The sequence below is a fragment of the Synechococcus sp. MU1648 genome (assembly GCF_023630615.1).
In the GTDB taxonomy this organism is placed as follows: Bacteria; Cyanobacteriota; Cyanobacteriia; order PCC-6307; family Cyanobiaceae; genus Parasynechococcus.
The window spans coordinates 92,209-118,915 of the sequence record NZ_JAKUHI010000004.1; the positions used below are offsets into that span (position 1 = coordinate 92,209).

At 50.7% G+C, this 26,707-nt stretch carries 25 protein-coding genes; 15 read left to right on the forward strand and 10 right to left on the reverse strand.

The genetic code is table 11. From position 1 onward, the window contains the following. Window positions 1-912, forward strand: a complete 912-nt coding sequence (locus NCN06_RS06490; RefSeq protein WP_250398754.1) for an FAD-binding domain-containing protein — start codon at window positions 1-3, stop codon at window positions 910-912. A gap of 14 nt (window positions 913-926) precedes the next feature. Next, entirely contained in the window at window positions 927-1,367 is a 441-nt protein-coding gene (locus NCN06_RS06495; protein WP_226398356.1) for a hypothetical protein, read from the forward strand. Here NCN06_RS06495 and NCN06_RS06500 read toward each other — a convergent pair. Further along, window positions 1,349-1,867, reverse strand: a complete 519-nt coding sequence (locus NCN06_RS06500) for a hypothetical protein (RefSeq protein WP_115024907.1) — start codon at window positions 1,865-1,867, stop codon at window positions 1,349-1,351. The genes NCN06_RS06495 and NCN06_RS06500 overlap by 19 nt on opposite strands. Before the next feature lie 57 nt (window positions 1,868-1,924). On the opposite strand from NCN06_RS06500, the gene NCN06_RS06505 reads away from it, so the two are divergent. The 3 genes from NCN06_RS06505 (at window position 1,925) to NCN06_RS06515 (ending at window position 4,363) form a co-directional block, all read left to right on the forward strand. Then, window positions 1,925-2,518: a thioredoxin family protein gene (locus tag NCN06_RS06505; protein ID WP_226398417.1), complete on the forward strand. Its 594-nt coding sequence runs from the start codon at window positions 1,925-1,927 to the stop codon at window positions 2,516-2,518. Between the two features lie 10 nt (window positions 2,519-2,528). Next, on the forward strand, window positions 2,529-3,764 hold the full coding sequence (locus tag NCN06_RS06510; RefSeq protein ID WP_226398355.1) for a DegT/DnrJ/EryC1/StrS family aminotransferase: 1,236 nt from the start codon (window positions 2,529-2,531) through the stop codon (window positions 3,762-3,764). 173 nt (window positions 3,765-3,937) lie between these two features. Beyond that, the gene (locus NCN06_RS06515) at window positions 3,938-4,363 is read left to right on the forward strand and encodes a hypothetical protein (protein WP_250398755.1); all 426 of its coding nucleotides are present in this window, start codon (window positions 3,938-3,940) and stop codon (window positions 4,361-4,363) included. A 1-nt stretch (window position 4,364) separates the two neighbouring features. Here NCN06_RS06515 and NCN06_RS06520 read toward each other — a convergent pair whose 3' ends face one another. Then, a complete protein-coding gene (locus NCN06_RS06520; RefSeq protein ID WP_226398353.1) occupies window positions 4,365-5,183 on the reverse strand; it encodes a pentapeptide repeat-containing protein in 819 nt (272 codons plus the stop codon). A gap of 146 nt (window positions 5,184-5,329) precedes the next feature. Between NCN06_RS06520 and NCN06_RS12775 the strand changes: the two genes are divergently transcribed. From NCN06_RS12775 to NCN06_RS06545, 5 genes are read left to right on the forward strand one after another with little or no spacing between them, the layout of a single operon-like run. After that, window positions 5,330-5,872, forward strand: a complete 543-nt coding sequence (locus tag NCN06_RS12775) for a prepilin-type N-terminal cleavage/methylation domain-containing protein (RefSeq protein ID WP_284499957.1) — start codon at window positions 5,330-5,332, stop codon at window positions 5,870-5,872. Window positions 5,873-5,882: 10 nt separating this feature from the next. Then, entirely contained in the window at window positions 5,883-8,129 is a 2,247-nt protein-coding gene (locus tag NCN06_RS06530; protein ID WP_250398756.1) for a hypothetical protein, read from the forward strand. Window positions 8,130-8,131: 2 nt separating this feature from the next. Next, window positions 8,132-8,779 carry a type II secretion system protein gene (locus tag NCN06_RS06535; protein ID WP_250398757.1) on the forward strand — a complete coding sequence of 216 codons (648 nt, stop codon included), beginning with the start codon at window positions 8,132-8,134 and terminating at the stop codon, window positions 8,777-8,779. Next, window positions 8,767-9,387, forward strand: a complete 621-nt coding sequence (locus NCN06_RS06540) for a pilus assembly FimT family protein (RefSeq protein ID WP_250398758.1) — start codon at window positions 8,767-8,769, stop codon at window positions 9,385-9,387. The genes NCN06_RS06535 and NCN06_RS06540 overlap by 13 nt, the downstream gene beginning before the upstream one ends. 25 nt (window positions 9,388-9,412) lie before the next feature. Further along, window positions 9,413-10,804: a hypothetical protein gene (locus NCN06_RS06545; RefSeq protein WP_250398759.1), complete on the forward strand. Its 1,392-nt coding sequence runs from the start codon at window positions 9,413-9,415 to the stop codon at window positions 10,802-10,804. A 6-nt stretch (window positions 10,805-10,810) separates the two neighbouring features. Here the strand turns inward: NCN06_RS06545 and NCN06_RS06550 are convergent, their stop codons facing one another. The 5 genes from NCN06_RS06550 to NCN06_RS06570 all read right to left on the reverse strand — a co-directional run bounded on the left by NCN06_RS06550 (window position 10,811) and on the right by NCN06_RS06570 (window position 16,041). Further along, window positions 10,811-13,114, reverse strand: coding sequence for a type II secretion system protein GspD (locus NCN06_RS06550; RefSeq protein ID WP_250398760.1), 2,304 nt, complete (start codon window positions 13,112-13,114; stop codon window positions 10,811-10,813). A gap of 67 nt (window positions 13,115-13,181) precedes the next feature. Then, window positions 13,182-14,066 (reverse strand): hypothetical protein, encoded by an 885-nt coding sequence (locus NCN06_RS06555; RefSeq protein ID WP_250398761.1) that lies wholly within the window; start codon window positions 14,064-14,066, stop codon window positions 13,182-13,184. Between the two features lie 3 nt (window positions 14,067-14,069). Further along, window positions 14,070-14,798, reverse strand: a complete 729-nt coding sequence (locus NCN06_RS06560; RefSeq protein WP_250398762.1) for a hypothetical protein — start codon at window positions 14,796-14,798, stop codon at window positions 14,070-14,072. Then, window positions 14,795-15,814 (reverse strand): hypothetical protein, encoded by a 1,020-nt coding sequence (locus NCN06_RS06565; RefSeq protein ID WP_250398763.1) that lies wholly within the window; start codon window positions 15,812-15,814, stop codon window positions 14,795-14,797. Before NCN06_RS06565 ends, NCN06_RS06560 begins: the two co-directional genes overlap by 4 nt. Then, window positions 15,811-16,041, reverse strand: coding sequence for a hypothetical protein (locus tag NCN06_RS06570; RefSeq protein WP_250398764.1), 231 nt, complete (start codon window positions 16,039-16,041; stop codon window positions 15,811-15,813). Before NCN06_RS06570 ends, NCN06_RS06565 begins: the two co-directional genes overlap by 4 nt. A gap of 464 nt (window positions 16,042-16,505) precedes the next feature. Between NCN06_RS06570 and NCN06_RS06575 the strand changes: the two genes are divergently transcribed. The 3 genes from NCN06_RS06575 to NCN06_RS06585 are packed head-to-tail and all read left to right on the forward strand — an operon-like array spanning window position 16,506 to window position 20,516. Continuing rightward, the gene (locus tag NCN06_RS06575; protein ID WP_250398765.1) at window positions 16,506-18,188 is read left to right on the forward strand and encodes a GspE/PulE family protein; all 1,683 of its coding nucleotides are present in this window, start codon (window positions 16,506-16,508) and stop codon (window positions 18,186-18,188) included. Continuing rightward, a complete protein-coding gene (locus NCN06_RS06580) occupies window positions 18,181-19,248 on the forward strand; it encodes a type IV pilus twitching motility protein PilT (RefSeq protein WP_226423075.1) in 1,068 nt (355 codons plus the stop codon). Before NCN06_RS06575 ends, NCN06_RS06580 begins: the two co-directional genes overlap by 8 nt. Window positions 19,249-19,250: 2 nt before the next feature. Next, window positions 19,251-20,516: a type II secretion system F family protein gene (locus tag NCN06_RS06585; RefSeq protein ID WP_250398766.1), complete on the forward strand. Its 1,266-nt coding sequence runs from the start codon at window positions 19,251-19,253 to the stop codon at window positions 20,514-20,516. A 24-nt stretch (window positions 20,517-20,540) separates the two neighbouring features. Here NCN06_RS06585 and NCN06_RS06590 read toward each other — a convergent pair whose 3' ends face one another. The 3 genes from NCN06_RS06590 to folK are packed head-to-tail and all read right to left on the reverse strand — an operon-like array spanning window position 20,541 to window position 23,050. Next, window positions 20,541-21,974 (reverse strand): FAD-binding domain-containing protein, encoded by a 1,434-nt coding sequence (locus tag NCN06_RS06590; protein WP_226423077.1) that lies wholly within the window; start codon window positions 21,972-21,974, stop codon window positions 20,541-20,543. Continuing rightward, window positions 21,974-22,534, reverse strand: a complete 561-nt coding sequence (locus NCN06_RS06595) for an NUDIX hydrolase (protein WP_226423078.1) — start codon at window positions 22,532-22,534, stop codon at window positions 21,974-21,976. The genes NCN06_RS06590 and NCN06_RS06595 overlap by 1 nt, the downstream gene beginning before the upstream one ends. 18 nt (window positions 22,535-22,552) lie before the next feature. Continuing rightward, window positions 22,553-23,050, reverse strand: coding sequence for a 2-amino-4-hydroxy-6-hydroxymethyldihydropteridine diphosphokinase (gene folK, locus NCN06_RS06600; protein ID WP_250398767.1), 498 nt, complete (start codon window positions 23,048-23,050; stop codon window positions 22,553-22,555). An 87-nt stretch (window positions 23,051-23,137) separates the two neighbouring features. Here folK and NCN06_RS06605 point away from each other — a divergent pair, with 87 nt between their 5' ends. Together NCN06_RS06605 and bchD are read left to right on the forward strand one after the other, a co-directional pair. Beyond that, window positions 23,138-24,544, forward strand: coding sequence for a hypothetical protein (locus NCN06_RS06605; RefSeq protein WP_250398768.1), 1,407 nt, complete (start codon window positions 23,138-23,140; stop codon window positions 24,542-24,544). Between the two features lie 8 nt (window positions 24,545-24,552). Beyond that, complete coding sequence (gene bchD, locus NCN06_RS06610) at window positions 24,553-26,661, forward strand: magnesium chelatase ATPase subunit D (protein WP_226423081.1); 2,109 nt, start codon at window positions 24,553-24,555, stop codon at window positions 26,659-26,661. Window positions 26,662-26,707: the final 46 nt, after the last annotated feature.

Sequence of the window (26,707 nt, forward strand, 5' to 3'; positions counted from 1 at the left end):
GTGCCCAGCGCTGCGTCACCCCCGATCAACGGCGACCTGCCGCGGCAATTCGCCTCCCGCGATGCCCTCAATGCCCTGTTGGCGCAAGAGTTTCCAGAGGCGGAAGGGACTCTTAGCCCGATACGCGGTGGTCGTGAGGCAGCCGATGACAAGCTGCGGCGCATTGACGCAAGGCGCTACGCCAAAACCCGCAACCATCTCAAGGGCGCGGTCACCGGACTGTCGCCCTACATCCGCCATGGTGTTTTGGGCCTCGCGGAGGTTCGCGATTCCGTGTTTGCACGAATCCGCAACCGCGATGAGGGCGGAAAGCTGATCAACGAACTCGGCTGGCGCGACTTCTGGCAACGGATGTGGCTCGATCTATGCGACGACATCCACAACGATCAGGAACCGTTCAAAACGGGCCATGACGCCTGTTCCTATACCCGGGAACTGCCGGCCGATGTGCGCGAAGGGACCACGGGGCTGGCCTGCATGGATCGTTTTCGCGATCAACTGGTGAGCACCGGCTGGCTACATAACCACGCCCGGATGTGGATGGCCGCCTGGCTCGTGCACTGGCGACGGGTGCACTGGAAGGCCGGGGCCGACTGGTTCCTGGAGCACCTGCTGGATGGCGACCCAGCCAGCAACCATCTGAGCTGGCAGTGGGTGGCCAGCACCTTCAGCCATAAGCCCTACTTTTTCAATCGCGGCAACCTGGAGAGGTATAGCGACGGGCACTACTGCGACAACTGCTCCAGTGCCAACAACTGCCCGTTCGACGGCAGCTACGAGCAACTGGAGAACCAGTTGTTCTCCCCGATGCCGGCGATTCGCAACAGCGGCAACGACCGCAACCACCAACGCAACCGCCAACGCCGGAGCAGCGGAGGCACCAGTGCCGCCCTGGCCCGTCCCAAGCGATAAGCAGGAGAGTCCTCATGTCTTTTCAACGTCCGATCCTTTGGATTCACGAGGAAGCTCTCGGCGCCAGCAACCCGGCGCTGCAGGCCTGGCCCGAGGCCCCAGCGGTGTTTGTATTTGATACCCGTTGGATCCAGGAAGCACGAATCAGCCGCAAACGGATCGGCTTCCTCTACGAAAACGCTCTCGACCTGCCCCTCACTTTGCGCAAGGGGGATGTAGCGGCCGAGGTGCTGGCCTTTGCGTGCCGCCACCAGGCAGATGGCGTGATCAGCAGCACAGTGGTGGATCCTCGCCTGGAGCGTATTGGCGCTGCCATCGATGCGGAACTTCCGCTGGAGCTGATGGATCCCAAGCCCTTCGTGGAGCTGGAACGTCCACCGCGGCTGGGGCGTTTCAGCCGCTACTGGCGGGACGCCGAAGCAGTGGTTTGGGAGGGCTACTCCCCATCCTGCTGATCCTTAAGCAACTGCCGGACCCGCTTCAGTTCCTCCACAGGATTGGTCAGCAGGTCCTCTTCCTCCAGAGATGGCAGCTGAACGGGGAGCACTTGCTCTTCGCTGAGGGGCGGCTCAGTCCACTGCCAGCGCTCATCTGGTGCGCGGGCCTCGCATAGTGCCTCCAGCTCCTTCTCCAGCAAAGCCCGCACATCACGCCGGGACACCGCATCGAAAAACTCCTGGCGGGTCGCCAGACCAGAACTGAATGGGGTGGATCCGTTGCCGTTGAACAGACGGGCTGGATCTGGCAGCCATCGGGGACGACAGACCCCCGCGAAGCTGGTGTCTGTTTCCAAATAGATATGAATCCCATACCCATCCGGCTGACTCACCACGGCCACGCCGTCATGGGGCACGTACCGCTGCAAAGGGAACAAGCGCCAGCTGGGCGGTTCCTTAGGGGCACCGCAGGCCGCCAGCAGTAACGAAACTCCCCAAATCAGACGCAGGCGCGGCATCCATCACCACCGGAGGTGGCCATCCTGAAGCAGATTCGCCGCATCTGCCTGCGCGTCATGGCCCTGACACCATCCACGATGCTGGCGCTGAACACGCCGCTGCACGGTTTTGATCTGCCCCAGGTCACGGGCGGCCGGCTGAACAGCCAATCGCTGGACCATCGGCCCCTGCTGCTGATGGTGCTTTGTGCCCATTGCCCGTTTGTGAAACACGTGGAGCCAGAGCTCACCCGGCTGGAGCACGACTTCGCCGACCAGGTGCAACTGGTCGGCGTGAGCAGCAACAGCCTGATCACCCACCCCCAGGACGGGCCGGAACAACTGGCGGATCAAGCCCGGCGCCACGGCTGGAGCTTTCCATATCTGCTGGATGAGCAGCAGAACCTGGCCAAAGCGCTTCAGGCTGCATGCACTCCGGAGTTTTACCTGTTTTCACCCGATAGCAAAGGCCTACAGACCCTCCGTTATCGGGGCCAGTTGGACGGCAGCCGACCCGGCAATGATCAGCCCCTCGACGGCCGAGACCTGCGGGCCGCCCTCATTTCCGTGCTGACGAGAGCACCGGTAAACCCGGAGCAAACAGCCTCAGTGGGCTGCAATGTGAAGTGGAACCCCGGACACGAACCGGAGTGGTTCGGCGGAGCCACTTAAGCTTTCCTTCATGCAGGTACCTCCCTTCAGCCTCGGCCAGCAGATCAACGATCTGGGTGTGGACCTCGAAGAGGCGGTTCTTGCGGTGTTGCGCAGCGGTCAGTACATCGGCGGACCGCAGATCAAACAATTCGAGGAAGCCTTTGCCGTCAGCGTCGGCTGCGACCACGCCGTGGGCTGCAACAGCGGCACCGATGCACTGATCCTGGCCTTGCGTGCCCTCGGCATTGGTGCAGGCGATGAGGTGATCACCTGCTCGTTCAGTTTTTTCGCCACCGCTGAAGCCATCAGCGCCGTCGGCGCCACACCGGTGTTCGTGGATGTCGACCCCAGCACCTACCTGATCGATTTCGACCAAATCGAAACCGCGATCACCCCGGCCACCAAGGCCCTGATGCCGGTGCATCTGTTTGGCCGTGCGGTGGACATGAACCAGTTGATGGCGATTGCGGAGCGCCATCAACTGAAGGTGATCGAAGACTGCGCCCAGGCCACGGGAGCCCGATGGAATGGCCAACCTGTAGGCAGCTTTGGTGATGCGGGCTGCTTCAGTTTTTTCCCCACCAAAAACCTCGGTGCGGCCGGTGACGCTGGTGCCGTCACCACCAGCGATGCCGATCTGGCCCAGGCCATGCGCGAGCTGGCCGTGCATGGCATGCCCGAGCGCTACCTGCACACCAGCCTTGGGTACAACAGCCGCCTTGATGCCATTCAGGCAGCAGTTCTGAACGTGAAACTGCCGAAGCTGGAGAGCTGGATCAGCAACCGCACAGCCATTGCCTCCCGTTACCGAGATGCCCTTGGGGATCTCCAAGGACTCACCCTGCCGTCCTCCAACGAAGGCCACAGCTGGAACCAATTCGTGGTTCGCATAGGTAGCTGCCCCACCAGCCAACCCCTCTGCAACGCCAGCTGCAATTCCTCCACCACCAGTGCACGCCACGGAATCCCGGAGAGCTGCTGCCGCGACTGGCTTAAGCAGACGCTGCAGGAGCGGGGGGTGAGCACGATTATCTACTACCCAATTCCGATCCACCGGCAACCGGCCTACGCCCACCTGGGCTTAAAACAAGGATCCCTGCCAGTCACGGAACAGCTATGCAGCCAGGTACTGAGCCTGCCGATCTTCCCGGAGTTAACGATCGACCAGCAACAGGCGGTGATCAACACGGTGCGGCAGTTGCTGCCAGCCAGCCCCGCAGTTCGGAGCTTTGGCAGCGATGGCGAAATGCCACTTGCCGCCTAAGCAAGGCAGGATCCAAGAAACAAACAGTCCCCCCTGGAGTTGGTGAATCGAGCCAACACCATTAATTTGTTTAAGAATGCTTGTGAACTTTGGCAGCACAACACTTCAGAGCAACATGTGTTGTGGCCTTTGCCACACTTATTAGCGGCACTTGTGCAGCATCTGCAGCCCCCTTGGTCTGCACGACCATTTACAACAGCACAGGTGGTGGCACAGCTCTGGAGACCAGCGTCTGCAAGAGCATCGAAACGCAGAACGAACGCATAGGGGAAGAGATTTACACCTGGAGACCTCCGTATTCGAGCGGAATTGGTGTTTTCCAGGGAATTGCGGAAGATCTTGGACTGGCGTTTGGCGGAATCAATGGCACACACTTCGTTGGCATTGGCTATCCCGACCAAACGATTGTCTGGGACGGAGGAATTCTTCAAAAAAGTATTGAGGAACTTTTAGAACTTCAAGCAGAACCCTTGCCACTGAGAACAGCTGATCTACCGAATGCTTTCGAGAGCAGCTTGGCGAATGCAAGCTTCGACGAGAGCAGGCCGAACCAAGCCCCTACAGACGACTCACCCATGCGCGCACATCCCCTCTGGTGAATCAGAACGGAAGAGGCATCAGAAATTTCAAAGCGATAGGAGCAAGACTCTGCAGAACTGAGGAAAAAGGCTTCAACGTGCCAGCAACACCTTCCAAAGCGGCACCGCCAAGACCATTTCCGCCTTGCGTTAATTCAGGCTCAACGCTTTCAAGAACCTGAAGCTGTAGTTGCTTAAGGCGCTCTGCAGACTCAAAATCTCCGCTGGCTCTCGAAAGCGCTTCGGCCTTGGCAAGGTCTGATGCAGCCAGGGCAACTTTGCCTTGGAAACCCCGACTCACCCCCCGACCGGCCCAACTCAAGGGTTCATCTTCAACAAGCGCAAGGGCAGCGGTAAAGAGTTGTTCAGCAGCAGGCCAACGGCCGGCCTCAGCTTCAGCAACACCGGCGTTGTGGAAATGCGCTGCACTCAACCAATCAGGTTGAAGACCGATGGCACCACGCCAGTGACTGCGAATTAAAGCGGCATCGTCCAGTAGAGCACCTGTGAGATCAGATGAACGGAGATCAACACCCTCAAGACGTGCCGAACGCAAGTCAGCACCACGCAAGGACGCACCGGCCAAGATGGCCTGTCGTAGATCAGCAGCGAAGAGATCCGCACCCTCAAGATTGGCTTGACTCAGGTTCGCCAACTGAAGCTGGGCGTTCCGCAAGCGAGCAGTAGAAAGATCGGCGTGGACCAAATCGGCGGAACGCAGATCGCATGCCTCACAACGGCGCTCGAGCAACGCCTGCGAGAGAGCATCCGGATCGGCAGCAAGGCTTAAGGAACCACAAAATGGCAGCATCAACGACAGCACAAGCGGACGCTTAAACATTCACAAAAAAGCGGGCGGATTTATGCAAGAAACGCATGCAAGGAGAAACGAGACAATGACGTCATGCAGTGGAATCCTTCAGGGGGAGACAAACCATAAAAGAAAAAAGTAGAGTGGAGCGGTTAGCCCAAACCAAAATCAAGCCCATGTCAGCTCTGGAGAGAAAGCTCATCCTGCGCCTGATGGAGAAGCGGCGCCTGGGCCGTATGAATGCATTCACCCTGGTGGAGCTGATCATCGTTGTGGTGATCATTGGAATTCTTGCTTCTATCGCAATCCCGGCCTTTGAGGGCGCGGGCATCAAGGCAAAGCAGAAAGAAGCATCAACAGCTGTGGCGTCCTACATCAAAGCGGCACAGGCGTTCTATGCGGAAAACACCGAAATTGCGGACGATGCCGCAGATATTGCGCAATACGTGGCAATTGCCTCATGCGCAGGCACAACACCAACGGCCTGCCAAGGGGTAAAAGCGGTTGCTGTGACGAAAGGGACCAGCTGGAACTTACCTTCAGGTCTCTACACAATTACCCTGAGCAAGACTACTGATGAAACAAAGATTACAGCCGCACCCACTTCAACATTCACAGGAGGCCTGTCAGTCACTGGGTGCTACAGCAAAGTGGCCAAAACAACCCAAGTTTACGACCAAAAATCAACAACAGACACAAAAACAGCTAAGTGCGCATAACACTTAGGGGATGAAGAACAAGAAAAAAATAAAAATCAGAGAGGGGCAGGAAGGTTTTTCTTTGCCCCTTACTTTATTTATTGGCTTAATCGTGACGAGCAGCTTAATGGGGGCCGTGTACATCGCCATGAACAGCAATCAAAGAACACGTTTCGACTTTCTGAGATTTATTGGACGTACAGGGCTTGATTCCCTTAGAACGCAATACAAAACACTTCTCAACGACACCGACGGTGGAAATATCTATCACTACTTCTGGGTAGCCGATGGATGCTCGAAAAATACCCCCAGCGCAGAATGTCCAACAAGAGCAAAGCCTGGTGTACTTGAAAATCCATCGACTGCATATTGGCTCGATGGCGTCTGGAAACAAGGTGCAGGCAGGCAAAAAGCACCGATGTGCAAACCAAATACCAATCAAGCCCTAAATTGGCTTGCTCCCCACCGGGCGATACAACAAACATTTTATCAACAGGGAATCAAACTCAATCCTGATGTGAAACCAGCAGCAACGGGTTTTGTGCACAGTTATACCACCAACGAAATCATCACGACGGGAACAAGCCGCCAACAGCTTGTCAGCTTGATTGGTGGCAACGACGGGGGAGTCAATAAAGCCGGGCGATCAGCAATGATCAATTTGCAAATTGCCCGAACAATGAATCAGTCAGGCTTTGCATTTCTTTCTGCCGGGTACAATGGAAATGAGAGAGAACCAATATCTCTATCAAACCTCAGAATCACAAGCAATACAGGTATTCCTACAGGATCTATCTTACTGCGTAAAAATATCTTTGGTGCAAACGAGTGCGGAAATCAAATTCAGAAATTCCGTACAACGTACACAAGATCTCCCATCAGTGGAAGCAGCCAATATGGAGGTCTAACAGTGTTTCCAGCGAAATTTCCTAGTGATCTTGGGAGCCATCCCAAAAACAGTGGCCCCTCCAGCAACAGAGGAACCGTCATGCTCCGGAAGGGTGAGAACGGTCAAACAACCAACCGTTTAGGTCCTGGTGGGATATATCAATTTGATGACTTGTACCTATTGCCGGGAAGTCGACTCGAAATCAATACATCGAATCCTGTCACTTTAAAAGTAAAGGGAGATATTCATATTGCACCTGGAGCAAAAATCTGCAATGTGACCTCATTCAATTCACAATGTGGGAATGGCAAAGCCAGCCAATTAACGATTATCCAGGCAGATACGGGAGAAGCAAATAGCCAAGTAAATGAGAGGGTCCAGTGTGACATTGATAGTCGCCCCAATTATCGGCACACCGGCGAAGCAAGGCCGTTAACAACAGGGGGGAGGACATTTACGATTCAGAGCACTGGAAGGAGCAATGAATCCCTCAATGCATTTATTTATGCACCCAGTAGCACTTTGGTATCTGCGGGTGTCGCCAAATCATGGAACAGCCAGGGGCGCTATCAGTGGGTACAGGATCACAACTCACAGCACAAGTACGCTGTCGTTAACAAGGGGGGTTATCTACATGTCGCTCGAAGAAACAATCAAAGCTCAGCAAACCTGTATGAATTAAGAGATGAGAACAATCGTGCTTTAAAAGCAATAGATGCAAAAATCAACAACAACTCCTACACAGGGGTGGGAGAACTTATAACCAACAATCTTCCCTATTGGGCACGGTACTACAGGGTTTATATACCAAATAATATCATCATGCGGCACAATCTGAGAACAGGAAGAATTACAACACATGGACTTTCATTTTCAGGAAAAACAGCACGTATCCAACGTGAGAGGCCAATGCAATACCGAGAGCAAAGCTATCGAAGAGTATGTGGCTGGCAATGGTGCCGTCGATACTACTGGTACTATTCATCTTGGTACCGTTGCTATCAATGCAGCTATCAGTATGGATGGACGACAAGAAATCTAATTAACAGCAACATCTACGAAAGCCAGATGGCACAGAATACATATGGATTAAGCCGTTATTACAACGTGCAGCTAACGAGCCTATGGAATAATGCTGATATCGCAAATGCACAAAGACGCTTTAAAGGGGCTGTATGGGCAAGAAATGTATGCTTAAGCCGCGAACCAACAAACTCAAGATACAGAAAAGACTGGATCAACTCGAGCACAAGTCACAACTGGGAATTCAACAATCAGTTCATTGACGAAATGGTGAGTCGATATGGCCAAGAATACAACTTTGGCCTGCCAGAATACCGAGCTCAAAGTGAAATCCTGGTCGATCCGCAACGAATACTAAACAAGTAGAAATGAAAGCAAAATATTTACTAACGAGCAAGAATCAGCAGGCGAACAAGCCACGACCAATAGCAATAAGTGGATTCGGGCTTCTCGAAACCATTATCTCAGCAGTAATTTTGGCCATTCTGGTCGCCACATCAGTCACAATCACAAACAAGTATCAGTTCATTAATTATCGGTCGTCGTTAAGACAGGCACTTTCACAAACAGTCGACGACGATTTAACAGAGATTAAACTTGAGTTGGAAAGCTACCTTTATGAAAAGAAGACACAATCACAGAGTGCATGTTATGCAACAAACCGAAGTTGCCAACAATCAACGGCTGGAGTTGGCCAATGCAAATATCTAGCACAACGTGCCATTGCAGCTTCTCCATTGATCAAAGATGGTGAAATCAGCTTCAACACTCAAACACATCAAGTCTTTAAGGGCCTGCAAAATGCAAAGAGTGGTCTAAAACGAATCGTCACTGTTAAAAAGCCAGAAGCCCCCACCCAAGCGAATCAAAGTATAACCCTGATGGATGAAAGTATCATCAGGGTTACATATACTTTAGAAGGAGAATTAGCACAAGTTCTATTTGATAGCGCAAACCTAAAAACCATTGGCTCTGTCGACCTGTCACCACCAGCTCATTCGTTATGCCAGTACTAAATCACCAAGAAAGGAAGAGAAGAGGCAGAAATAAAAATGGATACACAATTACAGAGATGATCTTTGTAATCGTCATAACAGGCATTTTGGCATCAATCAGTGTTCCAAGCCTGATCAATTGGAAGCATTTTCAAACGATCAAAACAAGACAACTGGCCTTAAAAGCAAACCTTGAGCAAATTAAAAGTGATGCCAAGCGATGGGGAGCAACTTGCACAATAAGTGGAGCAGACCTAAAAAGCTCATGCACAAGCGCAGTAATCCAGAAAAAAACGTCTGATACTTTTGGAGCACAGAGTACTGAGGAAAAAGTGATAAATTCAACTGTCAAAGACAGAGAAGTGGAGAAAATCTTCATCGGAACAAACTTCAAAGAGATCACCTTTTCTCCGCGGGGTTTTATACATATTGACCCAATTAAAGCAGGAAGCAACAATGCTACTTTTGTGTTGGGCTATCAAAGTGATAGCGATCCCTTTACGAGCCAAGCACCAGAACTCTGTGTCGTGGTTCAACACCTCACAGGACACATCAGAATTAAACAGAGGAAAATGAACAAGTTAACTGTCGGGAATGCAGTATCCGCAATCTCCGGCCTCGAATGTTGACAATGCTTGAGAACCAAGAGAGGATATGAAGGTTAAATCAATGCAAAATCACATTAATACAGTCGCTAAAATGGATCACTTAAAGTCAAAAAAAGAGCAAACCAAACAATATCAGCAGACCGGCTTTACCTTGACCGAATTGCTCGTCGGAGCCCTTGTTGCATCATTGACTGTTGCAGCTGGGATGAAACTCTCACAAGTAATCGTCAACAATAACAAACAGAGTGAACGCAATTCAGCAGCTATCGAACTGGCGGACAGTGCAATTGATCAAATTCAGCAAGAGATCAGGAATGGCGAGCAACTGATTGATGTGGAGAGTGAATTACCAAAAGGATGTGATACGTACAAACAACAAGGAATTGAATTTTTATTTGCCGTAGATATCCCAGATCAAGCTATGAGTTTGGGTGCTTACGATATTAGTACCGGCAAGCCCGATCTGAAAGCTGTTGAATGCCCAATTGTTTATGGAACAGTAGGAAATACAGAAGAGATTAAACTTCATCGAATCGGCACAAATATCAACAAATTCGGTTACTACACAGCAGATAAAACAAGTAACACAGAAATTCTTAGGCACATAAGCAAATCAACGAACCGATCCCTAAAATGCCCAAGCACAAGATGGAAACACATCAAACGAGGTGGAATCGAAGTTTGTATTGATCAAAGGCTCAAGCGAATGGCAAAACTCACAATTACCCTCAATAATGGACGTGATTTACCGGGTATAACAGCCGAAGGAAGAACAACACAACGTCAGGGCTCAGCGATGACCGAAGTCATGAAACAAGATGCAGTTGCTGGAGCCAACTCCAATACGGTATCCAAATGCAAAAGCGGATCAGGCTGTAACTTTGGTGGTCAACCAATCACATGCGACAAAACATCATTTCTAATTGACGTCTCAGGTTCAATGGGATGGGGAAACAATCGAATGGGTCGTGCAAAAAGAGAACTATTAAGGGCGATCGATTCGTGCTCAGATGATGCAGAGATTAATGTCACAGCCTTCTCAAGCAGCGGCTGGGGAACTGAAAGAACAGCATGGAACGGACCGAAGAAACTGACTGCGAATAACAGGGCTTACCTACGTCAATTAGTAAACGGACTTTATCCCAGGGGTGGAACGGACCCATGGCGACACACAAATCGCATGATTCAAGACCAAAATGTTAAAGAGATTGTATTGCTGTCAGATGGAGGAACGTGGACTAGTGGAACTATTTACCTAGGAGGAAAGAGATATAGCGGCTCATTTGCACAAAGCTATAGAAGTTACAATAACAATATTAGATCAACTAATCCTGTGAAGATCAAAACGATATCATTCGGTGGAGGCAACTATTGTGGAAGTGGCTGGATGGGGCAGCTTGCAGATATGAATGGAGGAAGTTGCGTTGTCGCTCCCTAATGCGCATCAATTTAACAAATACGTAGCAGCCTGCCGACTCGGTGTATAGCCATATCCATAGATACCACCCTGGGTATCATCAATAATCTGGGGAGTCACCATAATCACAAGCTCACGTTTTTCACGCGTTCCTCTACGGCTCCGGAAAAACTGACCCACAATTGGAATATCTCCAAGAATCGGCCACTTACTAATGATTTCTTGATCAGTTTCAGAAATCACACCCGTCAAAATCAACGTTTGGCCAGCGCGAACACGGAGATTTCCTGTGTCGAGCCTACGCTGAATCATTCGCTTAATGGGCCCGCAGCCTGGAATATCTGAACCAGAACCAACAACAGCTGAAATCTCAGGAGACATCACAAAAGAGACAAAACCATTGTCGTCGATCTTTGTGACCTTCGCACCGAGCCTCAATCCAGCATTTTTAAATACAGGCTGACAGGTGTTCGGAGCACCATTTTGACCGGCTTGAACCTGATAACTTGTGATTTCTTCTATACCCGAGACAATGAAAGCTTCATTGGCATTGGGCCGCCCAATCGAGGCACTCGAACCATCTGTTGAGGCATCAGAAGAACCACTGGGTATAGGCTTGGGATCTTCACTGAGGATCAAAGTGGGCGAAACAACAACCTTGGTAGAACTTGATTCAATTTTAGAACGTACAAGATTATAAAGAGTGTCATAGTCAAAAGCTCTTCCAGGATTAACAGGAGCAGGGTCGAGAGGTTCCTCAGGAAAGCGAGTTTGGCCTTCCTCAAGTTCAATATATTCGGATTTAGCAGATGATGCACCACCAGCCATCGTGTTAAAGGTTGAATCATTCGGAGGAAGATAACTACCAAAAGAGCCAATTAATTTGCCGCGATCACTTACGATGAAACTATTACCTGCTCGAAAAGCAAAAGAATTCTCAGAGGTTTTGACATTATCCAGCGTGATATCCAAAACCTTGATCGACAAAGCAACCTGGCGCTGACGTAGATCAATTTTTTTGAGAAATTGCTCGGCCGTACGAATCAATTGATCATTTCCCACCAAAGTGACTGACTGAAGGCGCTCATCAGTCGTTGCCAGCAAACCTAAAAGAGGACCAGTCTTGGATCCATAGGGTTGAACGTAGGTGGTTTTATCTGACGTTGTCGTCGAAGAATTTGGTGCTCCACTGATGGCTTCAGCACCCGAAGAGCCTTGGGTCACAGCTGTAGAGCGTGTTTGAGTCTTGGTGACCGTCGCCCCTAAGTTGGCAAGATAATCGGCAGCTGAACTGGCCGTCACCTGATTCAACCGATATGTACGAGCAAAACGGGATTTAATGATCGTTTCACGAACCTTGGGACCCACATACACCAAACCATCTTCAAGCTTGGCTTGCATCTGTGTCGCCATCAACAGTGCATTGAATACACGGGAATAGGGCTGATTTCGCATCGTCATGTTGACGTAGCGAATGGAATCAGGTTTTCCGGCATCAGATGAACCTGGAGCCAACATCGATGTTGAGGTGGGCTGAGCCTGAGCTGCTGGACCCATCGGATTCAGACCAGCAGGATCTGGTGCTGCGGAGGAGTTAGAAGTTGAACTAACACTCGATGTAAATCGTGGATCCACCGGTACCCACACAAAGCCATATCCACCCCTGGAAACGAGATCTTCAAAAGCATGGCGGGCATTGGTTTGCCGATACTTCACAGAGACCACCGGCCCAGTGATGTTGAGAAGATTTGGGTTAGGGATAGCAGTCGTACCAACAGCGATATCACCAACGGCAGGAGCGACGGCACGCCTTTGCAAGCGAGGTGCATAGGCTTGCTGTGGCAAGCGCCTGGGTTTCACTGGATCAAGAAATCCTGTTTCGGAAGTGGGGACAGACTGGGGTGTGAAGGCAAAGACAAGACCCGTTGCAGTTTCACTAACCACCGCCTCATTCATCCGACGGCCGTCCTTACGCATCACACTGAGAATCAAACCACCACCACTACGAATCAAAGAGGCTTCAGCATTGCCTAACTCAGGAATCGAAACAGTTGCCTGCCCTTTAATCATTCGCTGCTGCTGCTCGGTACTGATCGTTCCGTTCCAAGAAGAAGCAAGAACACTTTGGTTGACCCGTTCAACCTTTCCTGACAGATCGATCGCGATGGCAACGCGTCCATTCGAGCGCAAAAGACGCATTCTCACGAAATCGGCATCAGTGAGCTGAGTTCGAGTTCTGACCGTTCTCGCTTCCGCAGAAAAATTCACCAGGCCTATATCAGCACCAACACCCCCAAGAGCAGACACCAAGGCCAAGGCCGAGCTAATCATCGGGCGAGCTGGTGAAGACATTGGCTGAAATAAAAGACTGGAGGGAGGAAGATGCAAGACGAGCGCCTTACTCGTTGGAGATAGGCGCAGTGGTTGCAGATGCTTGACGTTGCGGAATATCTACAATCAATTTAACGGTAACTTCACCAACATAGCGGGGCTCTGGATTGCTTCCACCCCCTGAAGCAGCCTCAGGCGAGGGCTGAATAGGGGTAGCAAAGACCTCAAAACAAACAGGTGAAAGTGTTTGTTTGTACTGGTTAAGATAGCGGAGATAATCAATCACATTCAGGTAATCGCCACGAAGGGAAAGCTGAAAGCGGTTGACCTTAAAAATACGCGCGAGATCTGAGGAAGGTGGCGACGAAGCAACAGAATCAGCTGGAGGCTCCAAATCACCCGTTGGTTCCTGCCCAGAAGAAAAATCAGGTGAGAGTGATTGATCAAAAGAAAAATCATTCTGATCGGGCTGAATACAGGTGTATGGGACCCCAGCAGGCAACGGATTGACCCCCAATAGCCGAACATTAGAACGTCTGGCAGTTTCAGTAAAAAACTTTGATGTAAATAGCTCGACCGACTCTTCTGAAACAAAATCATGAACAAGATCAAACTCCTCACCCAACTCGTCTTTTTGCTTTTGAAGATCAGCCAAACTGGCTCTCAAAATTGGCACCTGTTCAGCCTCAGACCTGTACTGCTGAAGCGTTTCGGCGTTGAGGCCCCATGATCGCCACTCAGGCAATGTAAAGCAATAAAGACCAGCACCTAACAGAACAACGCTTCCGACAACCGAAAGGGTCATTGGGTCTGCTGTACCACGAAGATCTGAAAATTTAATATTTTTAAGATCTTCGATTTTGATGTCCTTCAGCTTGGAGAGCTGGGCACCTACGTCAACTTTATTGAGCTTATCGATCGAATCTTTGATTTTCTGGAGTAAAGAAGCCATCAATCAAACACCCCCTATCTTTTTCAGAAGTGTGTTGTAGAGCCTAAGTTTGTTGTATTGGCCGTAATCAGAAGCAGCTGAGTAGAGATCTTCCAAATCGGAAGTCGTTGCTGGAAGGAATTTACCTCTTAGGGAAACTGAAACAGGTTGCGAAGAAGACAAGCTTTGACAACCAGAGGAGCCAAGGGCGGAAAGATCAGAAGCCATATTGGTGAAACGGACACTATTCGGATCTACCGCAGGCATAGCTTTTAGTAAATCGATAAGATCCTCCAAGCTTTCGTAGTCTGGACCAAAAGCACAAATATTAAAACTAGAATTATCCAGAACAAATGTATTAAAATTCACCTTGCGTGGAACAAAGCGCTGCAAATTAAAGGCAAATGGATATGCAGAAGCGGACGATGTAAACAGAGCGGAAAAGCTCCTGATATCTGATTTTTGCTGATCAAACTCCTGTTCTGAAGCTGAAATACGAGCTGTTAGCTGTAAATATTGTGAGTGCTCAAATTCAAGGTTTGAAATTTGTGAGATTGCTGAACGGTTATTAAAGAATGGGAAGGCCCACGACAAAGCAACAGTTAAACCAGCCATGGCCAAAGGGATAACATAACCCTGTTGGAGCAAAGATGACGAGAAAGAGCTACCAGAAGCATGCCCAAAAACCGGAGATTCTTGTTTTTTCCAAAACGGTAAGCCTGAATCAGGGGGGAGATAATTAATAGGAGTCATGATTCTAGATATGCAAAAAGTCCGACAATAAGCTGAGGGAAAAGATGTTGATGAAGGCTCAGTTCATCGGGCCTTAATTTATTTGAAATTTGATATTTTTTTGATATCTGACTGGTCAAAAGAGACCATGAACCCCAATTAGACAAAGGAGATGAACTAAAATCACCCAAGCCATATCCAGAAATAACATATTGGAACCCACCCTTAAACGATTGATCTTCCATAATCACATCGAGACCAGACTGAAGACGTTTCAAGAATTGATCAAAAAGACGATTCGACTGACCCGCATACAAAGCAGAACCAAACGGCAACTGGAAGGAGCGGAACTCGGAGACAGAACTCTTAAGCAATAAGTTACAACAATTTGGCTCTACATCGCAAAAGACAGTATTTTTAAGCGAATTGACAGAATTCAAAGCCCAAGTCATTATCCCTGTGTACATGGGTGAAATTCCCAAGACAGGTTGACCGACAATCTGCAGGGTATTTATCCACGAATGAATAAGATATGAGCTGGCATAATCAACACCACGTGTTCGGTGATCCTGAGCAAACAATTCATCGTCAGGGTAGAAATCGATCAGTGTTTGATCAGCAAGAAAAGGGCTTTTAGCCCTCAGTTTCGGATCATTTAAATCCCAAGAAGAAATTTCATCGACTAGAAAAGAGCAATGACTGAACTTCGACGAAGAAAGAAGGAGCAGTATTGGAGATGAGGACAAACCCATCACCTCCATCAAATCAAGAATAATTTGAGCAACTTCTTCAGTATTTTCAACTCCCGAATCTCCAATAAGATGAGAAGGGAGATCGAGTGACAAACAATCGTCGACCATCATCGTCGATTGATTGGCCTTAATCGACGTCAGAACCAGATGCTGGTCCAAACTGGAAAGTACAGAAAACTGTTCAAATACCTTCAGGTCACTCGTAAAATCAAACGGTTTACTAATTTGTGGTAGCTGAACATCTGAAAGACGGCTCTTTGCTTGATCCCAGTACTGTCGAATCATCTTTGAACAGCAATTTGGCGCTCTTCGCGCCCATTCGTAATGGAAATATTTCCTTTTTCAAAGGATATAGCAGAAACACGATAACCCAAACCCTGAACAACGCCCAATGACAGAGGATCGCCGAGGGCTAAAAAAGCGTGTTCAGAGCCATCCTCGACAAGAGCCTTGAGAGAAGAACCCTCTTGAACAATACCTGTCAGACGCAATGAATTGAGGTCAGCGGCCATCGACGAAATGTTATTCGCGGAACCATTAGAATCAAACGGAGAATCAACTGCGAATGGATTCCGCTTCTCATCGGTAGTTCCTTTCGCAGACTTCATTCGATTCGCAGGAACAGAGCGAAAACCATCCTGACCTGAAGATCGAGACTCACCCGTCAAAGGAAGTTCATCGGAGACACCCTGAGTTCGCTCCGGAGAGGGCAATGATGGATTAAGAGACCATGCTTGGGGAACAACTAGAGACGATGCAACGACTACAGATACAGCAATCAAAGAATCGCGAGCAGAAAGCTGGTTAATGTTTAGCCTCACCAGCAACGATTTGTTTGTGCCATTATATGCAGAAGCAATATTCTTGTCAATACTTTCAAGCTATGCAAATACTGCAATAGCGCTTGCAACCATAGGGCTATAAAATCAGTAGAACTGGATGAAAGCAATCAGTGACCGCTCAAATTCTAGAATTGATGAGCGTTCTTTCTGAAAAACGCTGCGAAGAATGTGGTGTTATTTTGATTTCCAAAGGTGATTCAAGTATCCGCCTAGGCGCGATGAACCCCTCTTACTACGAAGTTAAAATGCTGACGAAAGAACTTAGAGAATTGGGTTTTAAAGACATACAAATTACAGCAATTTCAGCGGATGACTGGGAGCGATGGCAAGACGACTCTGGCAAAGCAGTCTTCACCACAGAGCATCAAACAATTCAACAACACATTGATGCCGAGGCTGCAGAATTAGAAGAAAACAGACCAATTAAGATCGAAAATAAAAATTTAGAAAAACATAATGAGATTGATCAAGAAATATCAGAGGTCAATGATCTTAGCAACGAACTCACGGATGAGCTGGGCCTGATTGGCACTGAAGCATTTTTTGAAGATATTGAAGAGGAAGAAGAATCGATAGAAACGATTACACCGGAAGAAGAAGAATCTTCGTCCGATCCAATTATTTCCGCGGTAACTACGATTCTTGCCAATTGCAAAAAACTAAAGGCATCCGACATACACATCGAGCCCCAGGAAGCTGGCCTGAGAGTTCGCTACAGAATTGATGGAATCCTGAAAGAAGTGTATTCTCTGCCCAAAAGCAGAACGAACGCCATTATCAGCCGATTGAAAATCGTTAGCAAGCTTGATATTGCAGAGCGCCGTCTTCCACAAGATGGTCGTATACGTGTCAATCTTAATGGTTCGATAGAGGACTTCCGGGTCAGCACACTTCCTGGGAAATGGGGAGAAAAAGTTGTACTTCGCTCCTTGCAATCTGATCCTTCTATTCTCAATCTGCAAAAACTAATCACTTCAGAAAAAGAACTCAAGCTGATAAGAGATATAGGCCAATCACCCTATGGAATCATGATTGTGGTGGGCCCCACTGGTAGTGGCAAGTCGACGACGCTCTATTCAATCCTTAGCGAGCGTAATTCCCCCGATGTGAACATCAGCACGGTTGAAGATCCTGTTGAATACACACTCCAGGGAATCCATCAGGTTCAGGTTATTCGGGAAAAAGGCCTGGATTTTGCTCGAGCGCTTCGAGCCTTGATGCGCCAAGATCCGGACATTATTCTTGTGGGTGAAACAAGAGACCGAGAAACAGCTCAAACGGCCATGGAGGCTGCTTTAACAGGGCACATGGTTTTTACAACCCTGCATGCCAACGACACTGCTACAGCTTTAACTCGATTGGATGAAATGGGAGTGCCACCTTATTTGGTCGGTGCATCTGTTGTTGGAGTGATGGCGCAGCGTTTGGTTCGTAAAGTCTGTCCAAGTTGCAGCACAACACGCACAACAGAGCCAGGTAAAGACGATCTCGCTCTCTCCTACGGAATTCAATCAGTTCGTGTCGCCCAAGCCATGAATATCAACACAGAACAAACCCAGAATGGCCAAGCCTGCTGTACAAATTGCAATGGCACCGGCTACAAAGGACGATTGGGCCTTTATGAAGTGATGTCAATTAACGATGAGATGCGAGGCTTAATCCTGAAACACTCAACAGCAGACACAATTCGAGAATGCAGCAAAAGGCAGGGGATGCAAAGCCTGCTAGATTATGGAATGAATTTAGTCAAACAGCAGCTCACAACTTTGGCAGAAGTTGAAAGAGTATGTGTTATCGAGGAGCCTGAAAATGCCTGATCTGAAACTGCATGCATTGATGAATGATCTTGTTACCCGTGGAGGTTCTGATCTCCATCTAACGGGTGATATTCAACCCTATTTCAGGATCCAAGGTCAGATGTTGCCAGCATCTGATGAAAAACTATCGCAAGCACAACTCTGGAAAGAGTTGACTACGATGCTCGGCGAGACGAAAATGAAAGCATTTAAGGAAAAAAAAGAGCTCGACTGCAGTTATGGGTTAGAAAATGTAGCTCGTTTTCGACTCAATGTCTTTTTCGATCGCGGGAAAATTGCCTGTGTGATGAGAGCACTCAGCAGCAAAATTCCCAATTTTTCTGTTCTCGGACTTCCAGAAAGCCTCCAGCAACTTTTGAACCGTCCTCGTGGGCTCATGTTGGTCACTGGACCAACTGGATCAGGAAAAACAACAACGCTGGCAAGTTCAATTGACTGGATCAATGCCAATCATTCACACCATATCCTTACCGTTGAGGATCCAATCGAATTTGTTTTTAATAACAAAAACTGTCTTGTAAGGCAACGAGAAGTTGGAGAAGATACCTCGTCATTTTCCAATGCACTTCGCTCTGCACTTCGAGAAGATCCAGATATCATTTTGGTTGGTGAAATGCGTGATTTGGAAACAATTAGCCTTGCAATTACCGCTGCAGAAACAGGCCACCTCGTCTTGGGTACCCTCCATACATCTTCTGCATCGCAGACTATTGATCGAATTATTGATGTATTTCCAACGGCCCAACAACAGCAAATAAGAGTGCAGCTTTCTGTATCGCTGATAGGAGTCATCTCACAAACACTCTGCAAGACCACCGATAAACAGCGAAAGCTTGCTGCTGAAATATTAGTCAATAACAATGCTGTTAGTAATCTGATACGTGAATCAAAATCCTCACAGATCTACTCCCAAATCCAAGTTGGTGGTAAATTTGGGATGCAGACTCTTGAGCAAGCTCTTTTCCAGTTGGTGGACGAAGGTTTAATCACCAAAGAAGAAGCTTTTTATAAATGCAATCGCCCTAATGTGCTGACAAGTCTTCTCGATAGTGTTCAATAAAAATGGCCAGCTATGACTACCTGAAAGACAAAAATCTTAGAGAGAGACTAAAAACAGTCAGAAAAAATCGACCTGAGGCCAATTCTGCATATACTAATTCTAAAAAGAATAATCTTTCTTCTAGTCAATCAACATCCAATCCAAACCGAGTCAACAAACAGCCTGCTCCACAGGAGAAGACTCGCTCCATCAACACTGGAACTACTCCCTCGCGCAAGCGATATCCGAAGCCGTCGACAAAAGATCTGGCCATATCAACCAAGCAGCTGGCCTCGATGATCCGTACTGGCCTACCACTACTTGAAGCTCTCAACATCATCTCCAGCAGCTCTGACAACAAATCCCTCAAAAGTATCTACAAAGAAATCTCAATAGGCATCAGCAAAGGAACAACACTTCTGGAAAACCTTTCACTTTATCCGAATATTTTTGATGAGATGTACCTAGCGCTGGTCTCAGCAGGAGAAGCTGCAGGAAAGCTACCAGAGGTCTTGGATCGTGAATCAAAACTGCTGGAATCTCTAGCCAAGATCAAAGGTCAGATCAGAAGTGCAATGGCTTACCCCATTGGCATCTCTGTGATCACGTTTGTTGTTGTCATCATCATGCTGGTCTATGTCATGCCAGTTTTTGTTGAGATGTATTCAAAGTCGGGAGCTGATCTTCCTGGTTTGACTCAATTTCTTGTGGATGCCTCCACTATCATCACTGATCCAATGTTTCTGGCGAAGCTGCTGCCGATCAGCATTATCAGTTTTTTCGTCATTCGTATTTTATCCAGACAAGAACCGGTTCTTCTATGGAAAGACCGCCTGTTTCTCAAGATTCCAGTTGTTAGTGGTCTCGTAACCAAGTCATCTCTGGCCAATTTTTCCAGAACACTGTCATCCCTCAACGATGCTGGTGTCCCCATCTTGGAGGCACTCCAAATATCAAAAAGAACATTATCAAATCGAGTTTTCAAGAATGTGATCACCAAAATGTATTACGAAATTGAATCTGGACAGCCAATCCATAAGGCTTTAGAAAGAGACAAAATCATCCCAGTAATGTTCACCTCAATGTTCCGCATTGGCGAAGAGACTGGAGAGCTGAGCGAAATGGTGAACAAATTGGCTGATTTTTACGAAGATGAGGTTTCTGAAAGCGTCAAAGCTCTTACATCAATTATGGAACCGCTGATGATCGTCTTTGTTGCAGGAGTTGTTGCCGTCATGCTCATCGCGATGTATCTACCCATGTTCTTCATGTTTGAGACGATCCAATAGAAGACCCCTGTATCAGAGGGATCCTCAAGACCGAATCGTCGCGTAAAGCGCCTTGAACTTGGCCTGCTGCCTCTTGTGATCCACCAGTGGTTCGGGGTAATCCCTCCGCTCGAGTGCACCGATCTCTCCGCTGAGCAAATCCTTGGTGTTCACATGGTGCAGCTCCGGCACCCACTGGCGGATGTAATCACCGGCTGCATCGAACTTGGAAGCCTGGGTGGCGGGGTTAAAGATGCGCAACGGCTTGGGATCCATGCCGCTGCTGGCACTCCACTGCCAACCACCGTTGTTGGCGGCTAGGTCGCCATCCACTTCCAGCTCCATGAAGGCCCGCTCACCCCAACGCCAGTCGCAGATCAGATCTTTAACCAGATAAGAGGCCACGATCATGCGGCAGCGGTTGTGCATCCAGCCGGTCTGATTCAGCTGACGCATGGCAGCATCAATAATCGGCATTCCGGTCTGGCCCTCCTTCCAGAAGTCGAACCAGTCTTCGTTGTTCTCCCAAGGGAAACGGCGCCACTGCTCGCGATAGGGGCCATCGGCCAGTTCGGGGAAATGGAACAGCGCCTGCTGGTAAAACTCACGCCAGCACAACTCTTGTTCCCACACGGCGATGGCATGGAGCTGCTCCTCGGAGCGGGCCAGCGCGCGGGAGTCTTGGGCGGCACTCCAAGCCTGCCGAGGGCTGAGGGTGCCCACACTGAGGGCAGCACTGAGGGTCGAGGTGCCGGCGGTACCGGGAAAATTGCGATCAGGCTCGTAGCCGAGTAGCGGTCCATCACAGAACCTCGTGAGTTGCTCCAAGGCCGCCGCCTCTCCGGGAAGGCAGGGGCAGATCTCGGTGCCCTTGAAACCATGGCTCTCCCGCAATGCCGCAAGGAAATTTCCCGCCGGCACGTGGACGGGATCCAGATCCACCAGCCCGGTGGGGGCGGCAACGGTGCTGGGCTGCTTGGCCAGCACTTGGCCGCGCCAGTTACGCAAAAAGGGGCCGTAGACCCGGTAAGGATCACCACCACCGGTCTTGACCAGCTCAGGAGCGATCAGCAGCTGATCCCAGTCCACCACCACCTTCCGACCATCGGCCTGGAGCCGCTTCGCCACCTGGCGGTCACGCTCACGGGCGTAGGGCTCCACATCGCGGTTCCACACCACGGCCTCGGCGCCGATTTGCTCTGCCAGCTGTGGCAGCACAACCGGAGGATCCCCCTCGAGAATGACCAGACGGCTACCGGCCTCCCGCCAGCGCTGCTGTAATTCCACCAGGCTCTCGATCAGAAACCACAGACGAGCCGGCGCCATCGCCGGCAGATGCTCCGGAGGATCGATGACCTTGGGGTCGAGCACATACACGCCGGTCACCGCCGGGCTGATCTCCCCAGCGACGGCCAAACCCAGATTGTCCGCCAGGCGCAGATCGCGGCGGTGCCAGAACAAAACGCGAGGGGTCGTCATCAGAGGCCGAGAAGCTGCTTGGCTCGGAACCAGGCGGTGACGCTCTTTCCATCAAGCCATTCATCACCCGAAGCCAGCGCCGCATCCAGTTGCGCTGGACTCATCAGCACCACCTCCAGGTCTTCGTCGTCGTCGCCGGCTGGTGGGTTTTCCAAGGGGGTGAGCTCCCGGGCCAAAAAGCAGTGGATAACCTCATCGGAGTATCCCGGGCACGGGAGCATCGGCCCCAACTCATCCCAGCGGGTCGCGCTGTAGCCGGCTTCTTCACCCAGCTCCCGCTGCATCGACTCCAAGGGATCTTCCCCCTCCTCCAAGGTGCCGGCAGGGAACTCGAGCAAACGTGCCTGCACCGCGAAGCGGTACTGCCGCAACAGCACCACCTGACCGTCATCGGTGAACGGCACCGCAAGGGACGCACCAGGATGTCGGATCATCCCGAAGGTGGCCTCCACCCCCATCGGCAGCTTGATCCGATTGCGTTCAAAACGAATCTTTCGAGCATCGACCGCTTCAACGGTGTCGAGCAACTCAAAGGGTTCCGGGGCCGGCAGCGGCGCCATGGGAGCAGGCGAGAAGGCTCACCAGCATGGCGGGTGAACGCCCTGCATCGCCTGGAGCAGGGGCTCTAAAACAAAGTTGCGCAGGTGCATCCGCGGGTGGGGCAACACCAAACGTGGTAAGTCAAGCCTCAACTCACCCCAAAACAACAGGTCGAGATCAAGAGTGCGGGGTCCCCAGCGCTGCTCCCGCGCACGGTCACGGCCACAGCTCTGTTCCAAACACTGCATTTCCTCCAACAGCTCAAGTGCCGCAACTTCAGACGGCGGACGCTCGATGCGGGAGATCAGGAGAACTGCATTGCAGTACTCGTCTTGACCTGGAGGACCGCCAAGCGGCTGGGTCTTCAGAAACGCAGAACAGCGAACATCTTGAGCTTCCGCATTGCCCCACTCCACAAGAAAAGCCGCCAAGCGGGGTGCAATCCAACGCAGGGTGGATTCAGGAGGTCCGTGAGAGCTGCTCAGGTTCGCCCCGAGCCCAATAGCAAGCGCTCTTTCCAAGGGGAACGATGCCATTGCGATCGTGGCGGCAAAGCACAACTCGACCCTAAGAGCCGAAGCATGCAATGATCAGCCAAAGGGCTTATTCAACGACTCAAGGAAATGTTTTTGGTTCCATTCTTTACAAGATTCCGAACCTCCTTATTCAAGGCAACAACAAAGCCAGAAATCATAACCAAAAAGAATTCACAAGCCGCTAAAAAAATAATCGAGAATTTTCGCCTTCAGGTCACCAAAAATTCTGAACCAACAAATAACACCAATAAGGCACTAGAAGACATAAACAAAACCATCCAAAGCGACGGAGCCACCAATCAACTACTACTCAAGAAATCAGAAATACTTTTAAGCAAAGGAAAAATCCGGCAAGCCCGACAAATACTACAAGACGTCAGCCAGAATAAACGAGACCAAAAGGCAACCACCGAAGCGAAAAAATTACTCGAAATATCACTCCTACTACAACAAGAAGCCAATGAAAACAAATTCAAGAAACTTGTCAATGATTTGCACGAAATAGCACATAGGTACGAAAAAAAACTGCCGCTGCCCGAAGAACTGCTTAACGACCAAGACATCACACCGATAGTTCGCGAAGAAGCTCGCTTAGCTCGATCCGCCGAACTGCCAAAGCTTTCCTATGAGCTTATTGATCAAATCTTGCAAAGCGGGCAAGAATCGCCGTGGCTACTTCAAGACAAAGCCTTGTCCCTCAGCATGATGGGACAAAAATCAGCAGCATTGGATATGCTAAGGAGCCTGAAAAAAATAGCCAAAGGGTCAAAACTCACTACTTCAATCAATAAAAGCATCGAATATATCAAGGAAAATTCAAAGTATCATCAATCAAAATCAAAGCTCTATCTCGCCAAACAAACACAATTGATCGCCAGAACCAATGACCTCGACCTTGAATTCATAGACGATCCCAGCAAAATTGATAACAGAAATCATATAAAATTTTTGATTTTCAGGAAAGCCCGTTCAGTCCTCGAAGACAAACCCAAAGCCTCTCTTTACCTTGTGAATTCAATATTAGATTACTTCCAAGACGATCTCGCAGCTCTGCAGCTAAAAGGTGAAGCGCTCGCTGCACTCAGAAGAAGCGAAGAAGCCATTCAGATTTGGGAAAATTTAGCCCACTCAAAAGACGAAAATATCGCCAACAAAGCATGTGAGCTGATTTCTCAAACCCTTTCGCTGAAAGCAAAACAAATCAGCGCCAACAAGCCTCCAAAAGAAGCACTTTTTTTCTTTATCGAAGAGCACCTCAAACTCAATCTCGCTCCTACCGTGAACGATGAGGTAGAAAAAATCCTTACACAACTTGAGCCATCAAACCCCGATTCATCTGACCCCGAGCTGCAGCAGCACCGGATCCAACTGCTTTTCAACACTCTGGTGATCGAATGCTTTGAGACGCAATGGCGCGATCGGGGCCGTTTGGATGCCAGCGCAACAGCTCAAAAGCCAGGCACAATAAGCAAGACTGCCCTGGAAGCGGGTTGAACGCGTCCATGGCGGCAAGCGGTGTAGCACTCAAGAACGACCAAGCGACCCGCGCTTTTCCTCTGGCCGCAATTACCGGCCATGGAACGCTCAAGCTTGCCCTTTTGTTGGCGGCAGTCGACCCAGGCTTGGGCGGCGTGGTGATCGCCGGGGGACGCGGCACCGGTAAATCTGTCTTGGCCCGGGGGCTGCATGCCCTTCTGCCACCCATCGACGTTCTGGATGCAGAGGGTGGCGTGGGCCGCAACCTCGACCCACAGAACCCAGAGGAATGGGATTCGGCCACCCGAAAGCGGATCTCAGGCGAAGCCCCCTCCACGGTCATCGCCGCCCCCTTCGTCCAGATCCCGCTCGGCATCACCGAAGACCGTCTAGTAGGTGCCGTGGATGTGGCCGCCTCGCTCTCCAGCGGCAGTGCCGTTTTCCAGCCGGGCCTGCTGGCGGATGCCCATCGCGGCGTGCTCTACGTCGATGAACTCAACCTGCTGGACGACGGCATCGTCAACCTGATGCTGGCGGCCGTAGGCAGCGGCGAGAACCGTGTTGAGCGGGAAGGCCTCAGCCTCAGCCACCCCTGCCGTCCCCTGCTGATCGCCACCTACAACCCGGAGGAAGGCAACATTCGCGATCACCTGCTGGATCGCTTTGCCATTGTGTTGTCGGCCAACCAGTTGGTGAGCACCGAGCAGCGGGTGGAAATCACCAATGCGGTCATCAGTCATGGCCAATGCAGCCGCAGCTTTGCCGAAAAGTGGGGGGAAGAAACGGATGCCCTGGCCACCCAGCTGCTACTGGCACGCCAGTGGCTGCCGGATGTGCAGATCAGCCGCGAACAAATCGAATATCTGGTGACTGAAGCCATCCGCGGCGGCGTGGAAGGCCACCGCTCCGAGCTCTACGCAGTACGGGTGGCCAAGGCCCATGCGGCCCTCAGCGGCCGGGATCGGGTGGACGCCGAAGACCTCCAGGTGGCCGTCGCCCTTGTGATCGCACCGCGGGCCTCCCAGATGCCGCCACCGGACCAGCAGATGGAACCGCCGCCGCCGCAAGACCAGGAGCCACCGCCACCGCCGCAGGACCAGGGGGATCAGCAACAGGACAACCCACCCCCACCACCGGAGGGATCGGACGACGAGGAGGCCGACCCACCGGAGGACAACAGCGAGGACGACAGCAGCGACGACGACGAGGGAGACGGCGAGGAGGATCAGGCTCCACCGGCGGTTCCCGAAGAGTTCATGCTCGATCCGGAAGCGATCGAGGTAGACCCCGACCTGCTGCTGTTCAACGCCGCCAAAACAAAAAGCGGCAACAGCGGAAGCCGTTCGGTGGTGCTCAGCGACAGTCGTGGTCGCTATGTGAAACCGATGCTGCCGCGCGGTCCGGTCCGCCGGATCGCCGTGGACGCCACCCTGCGGGCCGCCGCGCCTTACCAGAAGATCCGGCGGGAACGGGAACCCGGTCGCACCGTGATCGTGGAAGAGGGCGACCTCCGGGCAAAGCTTCTGCAGCGCAAAGCCGGTGCCCTAGTGGTGTTCCTGGTCGATGCCAGCGGCTCGATGGCCCTGAACCGGATGCAGAGCGCCAAGGGCGCCGTGATCCGACTGCTCACCGAGGCCTACGAAAACCGCGATGAAGTGGCCCTGATCCCCTTCCGAGGCGATCAGGCCGAAGTGCTTCTGCCCCCCACCCGCTCAATCACGGCAGCCCGCCGCCGGCTGGAATCGATGCCCTGCGGCGGCGGTTCACCACTAGCCCATGGCCTCACCCAGGCCGCCCGTGTCGGTGCGAACGCACTGGCCACTGGCGATCTCGGCCAGGTGGTGGTGGTGGCGATCACCGACGGACGCGGGAACGTGCCACTCAGCACCTCTCTGGGCCAACCCGAGCTGGAGGGCGAGGAGAAACCCGACCTAAAGCAGGAGGTGCTGGATGTAGCAGCCCGTTACCGGATGCTCGGGATCAAGCTGCTGGTGATCGACACCGAGCGCAAGTTCATCGGCAGCGGCATGGGGAAAGATCTCGCCGAAGCCGCCGGAGGCAAATACGTGCAGCTGCCCAAGGCAAGCGATCAGGCGATCGCAGCTGTGGCGATGGATGCGATCACCAACATCTAAACAGAACGATATCGTGAATAAATCGTGAAATCAGAGGCACAATATC

Bases quoted from the DNA above. Each gene is read 5' to 3' on its own strand.
- NCN06_RS06545 (WP_250398759.1), top strand. From the start codon at position 9,413: ATGAAGGTTAAATCAATGCAAAATCACATTAATACAGTCGCTAAAATG.
- NCN06_RS06500 (WP_115024907.1), bottom strand. From the start codon at position 1,867: ATGCCGCGCCTGCGTCTGATTTGGGGAGTTTCGTTACTGCTGGCGGCC.
- NCN06_RS06570 (WP_250398764.1), bottom strand. From the start codon at position 16,041: ATGGCCGCTGACCTCAATTCATTGCGTCTGACAGGTATTGTTCAAGAG.
- NCN06_RS06575 (WP_250398765.1), top strand. From the start codon at position 16,506: ATGAGCGTTCTTTCTGAAAAACGCTGCGAAGAATGTGGTGTTATTTTG.
- NCN06_RS06550 (WP_250398760.1), bottom strand. From the start codon at position 13,114: ATGATTAGCTCGGCCTTGGCCTTGGTGTCTGCTCTTGGGGGTGTTGGT.
- NCN06_RS06595 (WP_226423078.1), bottom strand. From the start codon at position 22,534: ATGGCGCCGCTGCCGGCCCCGGAACCCTTTGAGTTGCTCGACACCGTT.
- NCN06_RS06585 (WP_250398766.1), top strand. From the start codon at position 19,251: ATGGCCAGCTATGACTACCTGAAAGACAAAAATCTTAGAGAGAGACTA.
- NCN06_RS06495 (WP_226398356.1), top strand. From the start codon at position 927: ATGTCTTTTCAACGTCCGATCCTTTGGATTCACGAGGAAGCTCTCGGC.
- NCN06_RS06565 (WP_250398763.1), bottom strand. From the start codon at position 15,814: ATGATTCGACAGTACTGGGATCAAGCAAAGAGCCGTCTTTCAGATGTT.
- bchD (WP_226423081.1), top strand. From the start codon at position 24,553: ATGGCGGCAAGCGGTGTAGCACTCAAGAACGACCAAGCGACCCGCGCT.
- NCN06_RS12775 (WP_284499957.1), top strand. From the start codon at position 5,330: ATGTCAGCTCTGGAGAGAAAGCTCATCCTGCGCCTGATGGAGAAGCGG.
- NCN06_RS06510 (WP_226398355.1), top strand. From the start codon at position 2,529: ATGCAGGTACCTCCCTTCAGCCTCGGCCAGCAGATCAACGATCTGGGT.
- NCN06_RS06540 (WP_250398758.1), top strand. From the start codon at position 8,767: ATGCCAGTACTAAATCACCAAGAAAGGAAGAGAAGAGGCAGAAATAAA.
- NCN06_RS06555 (WP_250398761.1), bottom strand. From the start codon at position 14,066: ATGGCTTCTTTACTCCAGAAAATCAAAGATTCGATCGATAAGCTCAAT.
- NCN06_RS06580 (WP_226423075.1), top strand. From the start codon at position 18,181: ATGCCTGATCTGAAACTGCATGCATTGATGAATGATCTTGTTACCCGT.
- folK (WP_250398767.1), bottom strand. From the start codon at position 23,050: ATGGCATCGTTCCCCTTGGAAAGAGCGCTTGCTATTGGGCTCGGGGCG.
- NCN06_RS06505 (WP_226398417.1), top strand. From the start codon at position 1,925: ATGGCCCTGACACCATCCACGATGCTGGCGCTGAACACGCCGCTGCAC.
- NCN06_RS06590 (WP_226423077.1), bottom strand. From the start codon at position 21,974: ATGACGACCCCTCGCGTTTTGTTCTGGCACCGCCGCGATCTGCGCCTG.
- NCN06_RS06530 (WP_250398756.1), top strand. From the start codon at position 5,883: ATGAAGAACAAGAAAAAAATAAAAATCAGAGAGGGGCAGGAAGGTTTT.
- NCN06_RS06535 (WP_250398757.1), top strand. From the start codon at position 8,132: ATGAAAGCAAAATATTTACTAACGAGCAAGAATCAGCAGGCGAACAAG.
- NCN06_RS06560 (WP_250398762.1), bottom strand. From the start codon at position 14,798: ATGACTCCTATTAATTATCTCCCCCCTGATTCAGGCTTACCGTTTTGG.
- NCN06_RS06605 (WP_250398768.1), top strand. From the start codon at position 23,138: ATGTTTTTGGTTCCATTCTTTACAAGATTCCGAACCTCCTTATTCAAG.
- NCN06_RS06520 (WP_226398353.1), bottom strand. From the start codon at position 5,183: ATGTTTAAGCGTCCGCTTGTGCTGTCGTTGATGCTGCCATTTTGTGGT.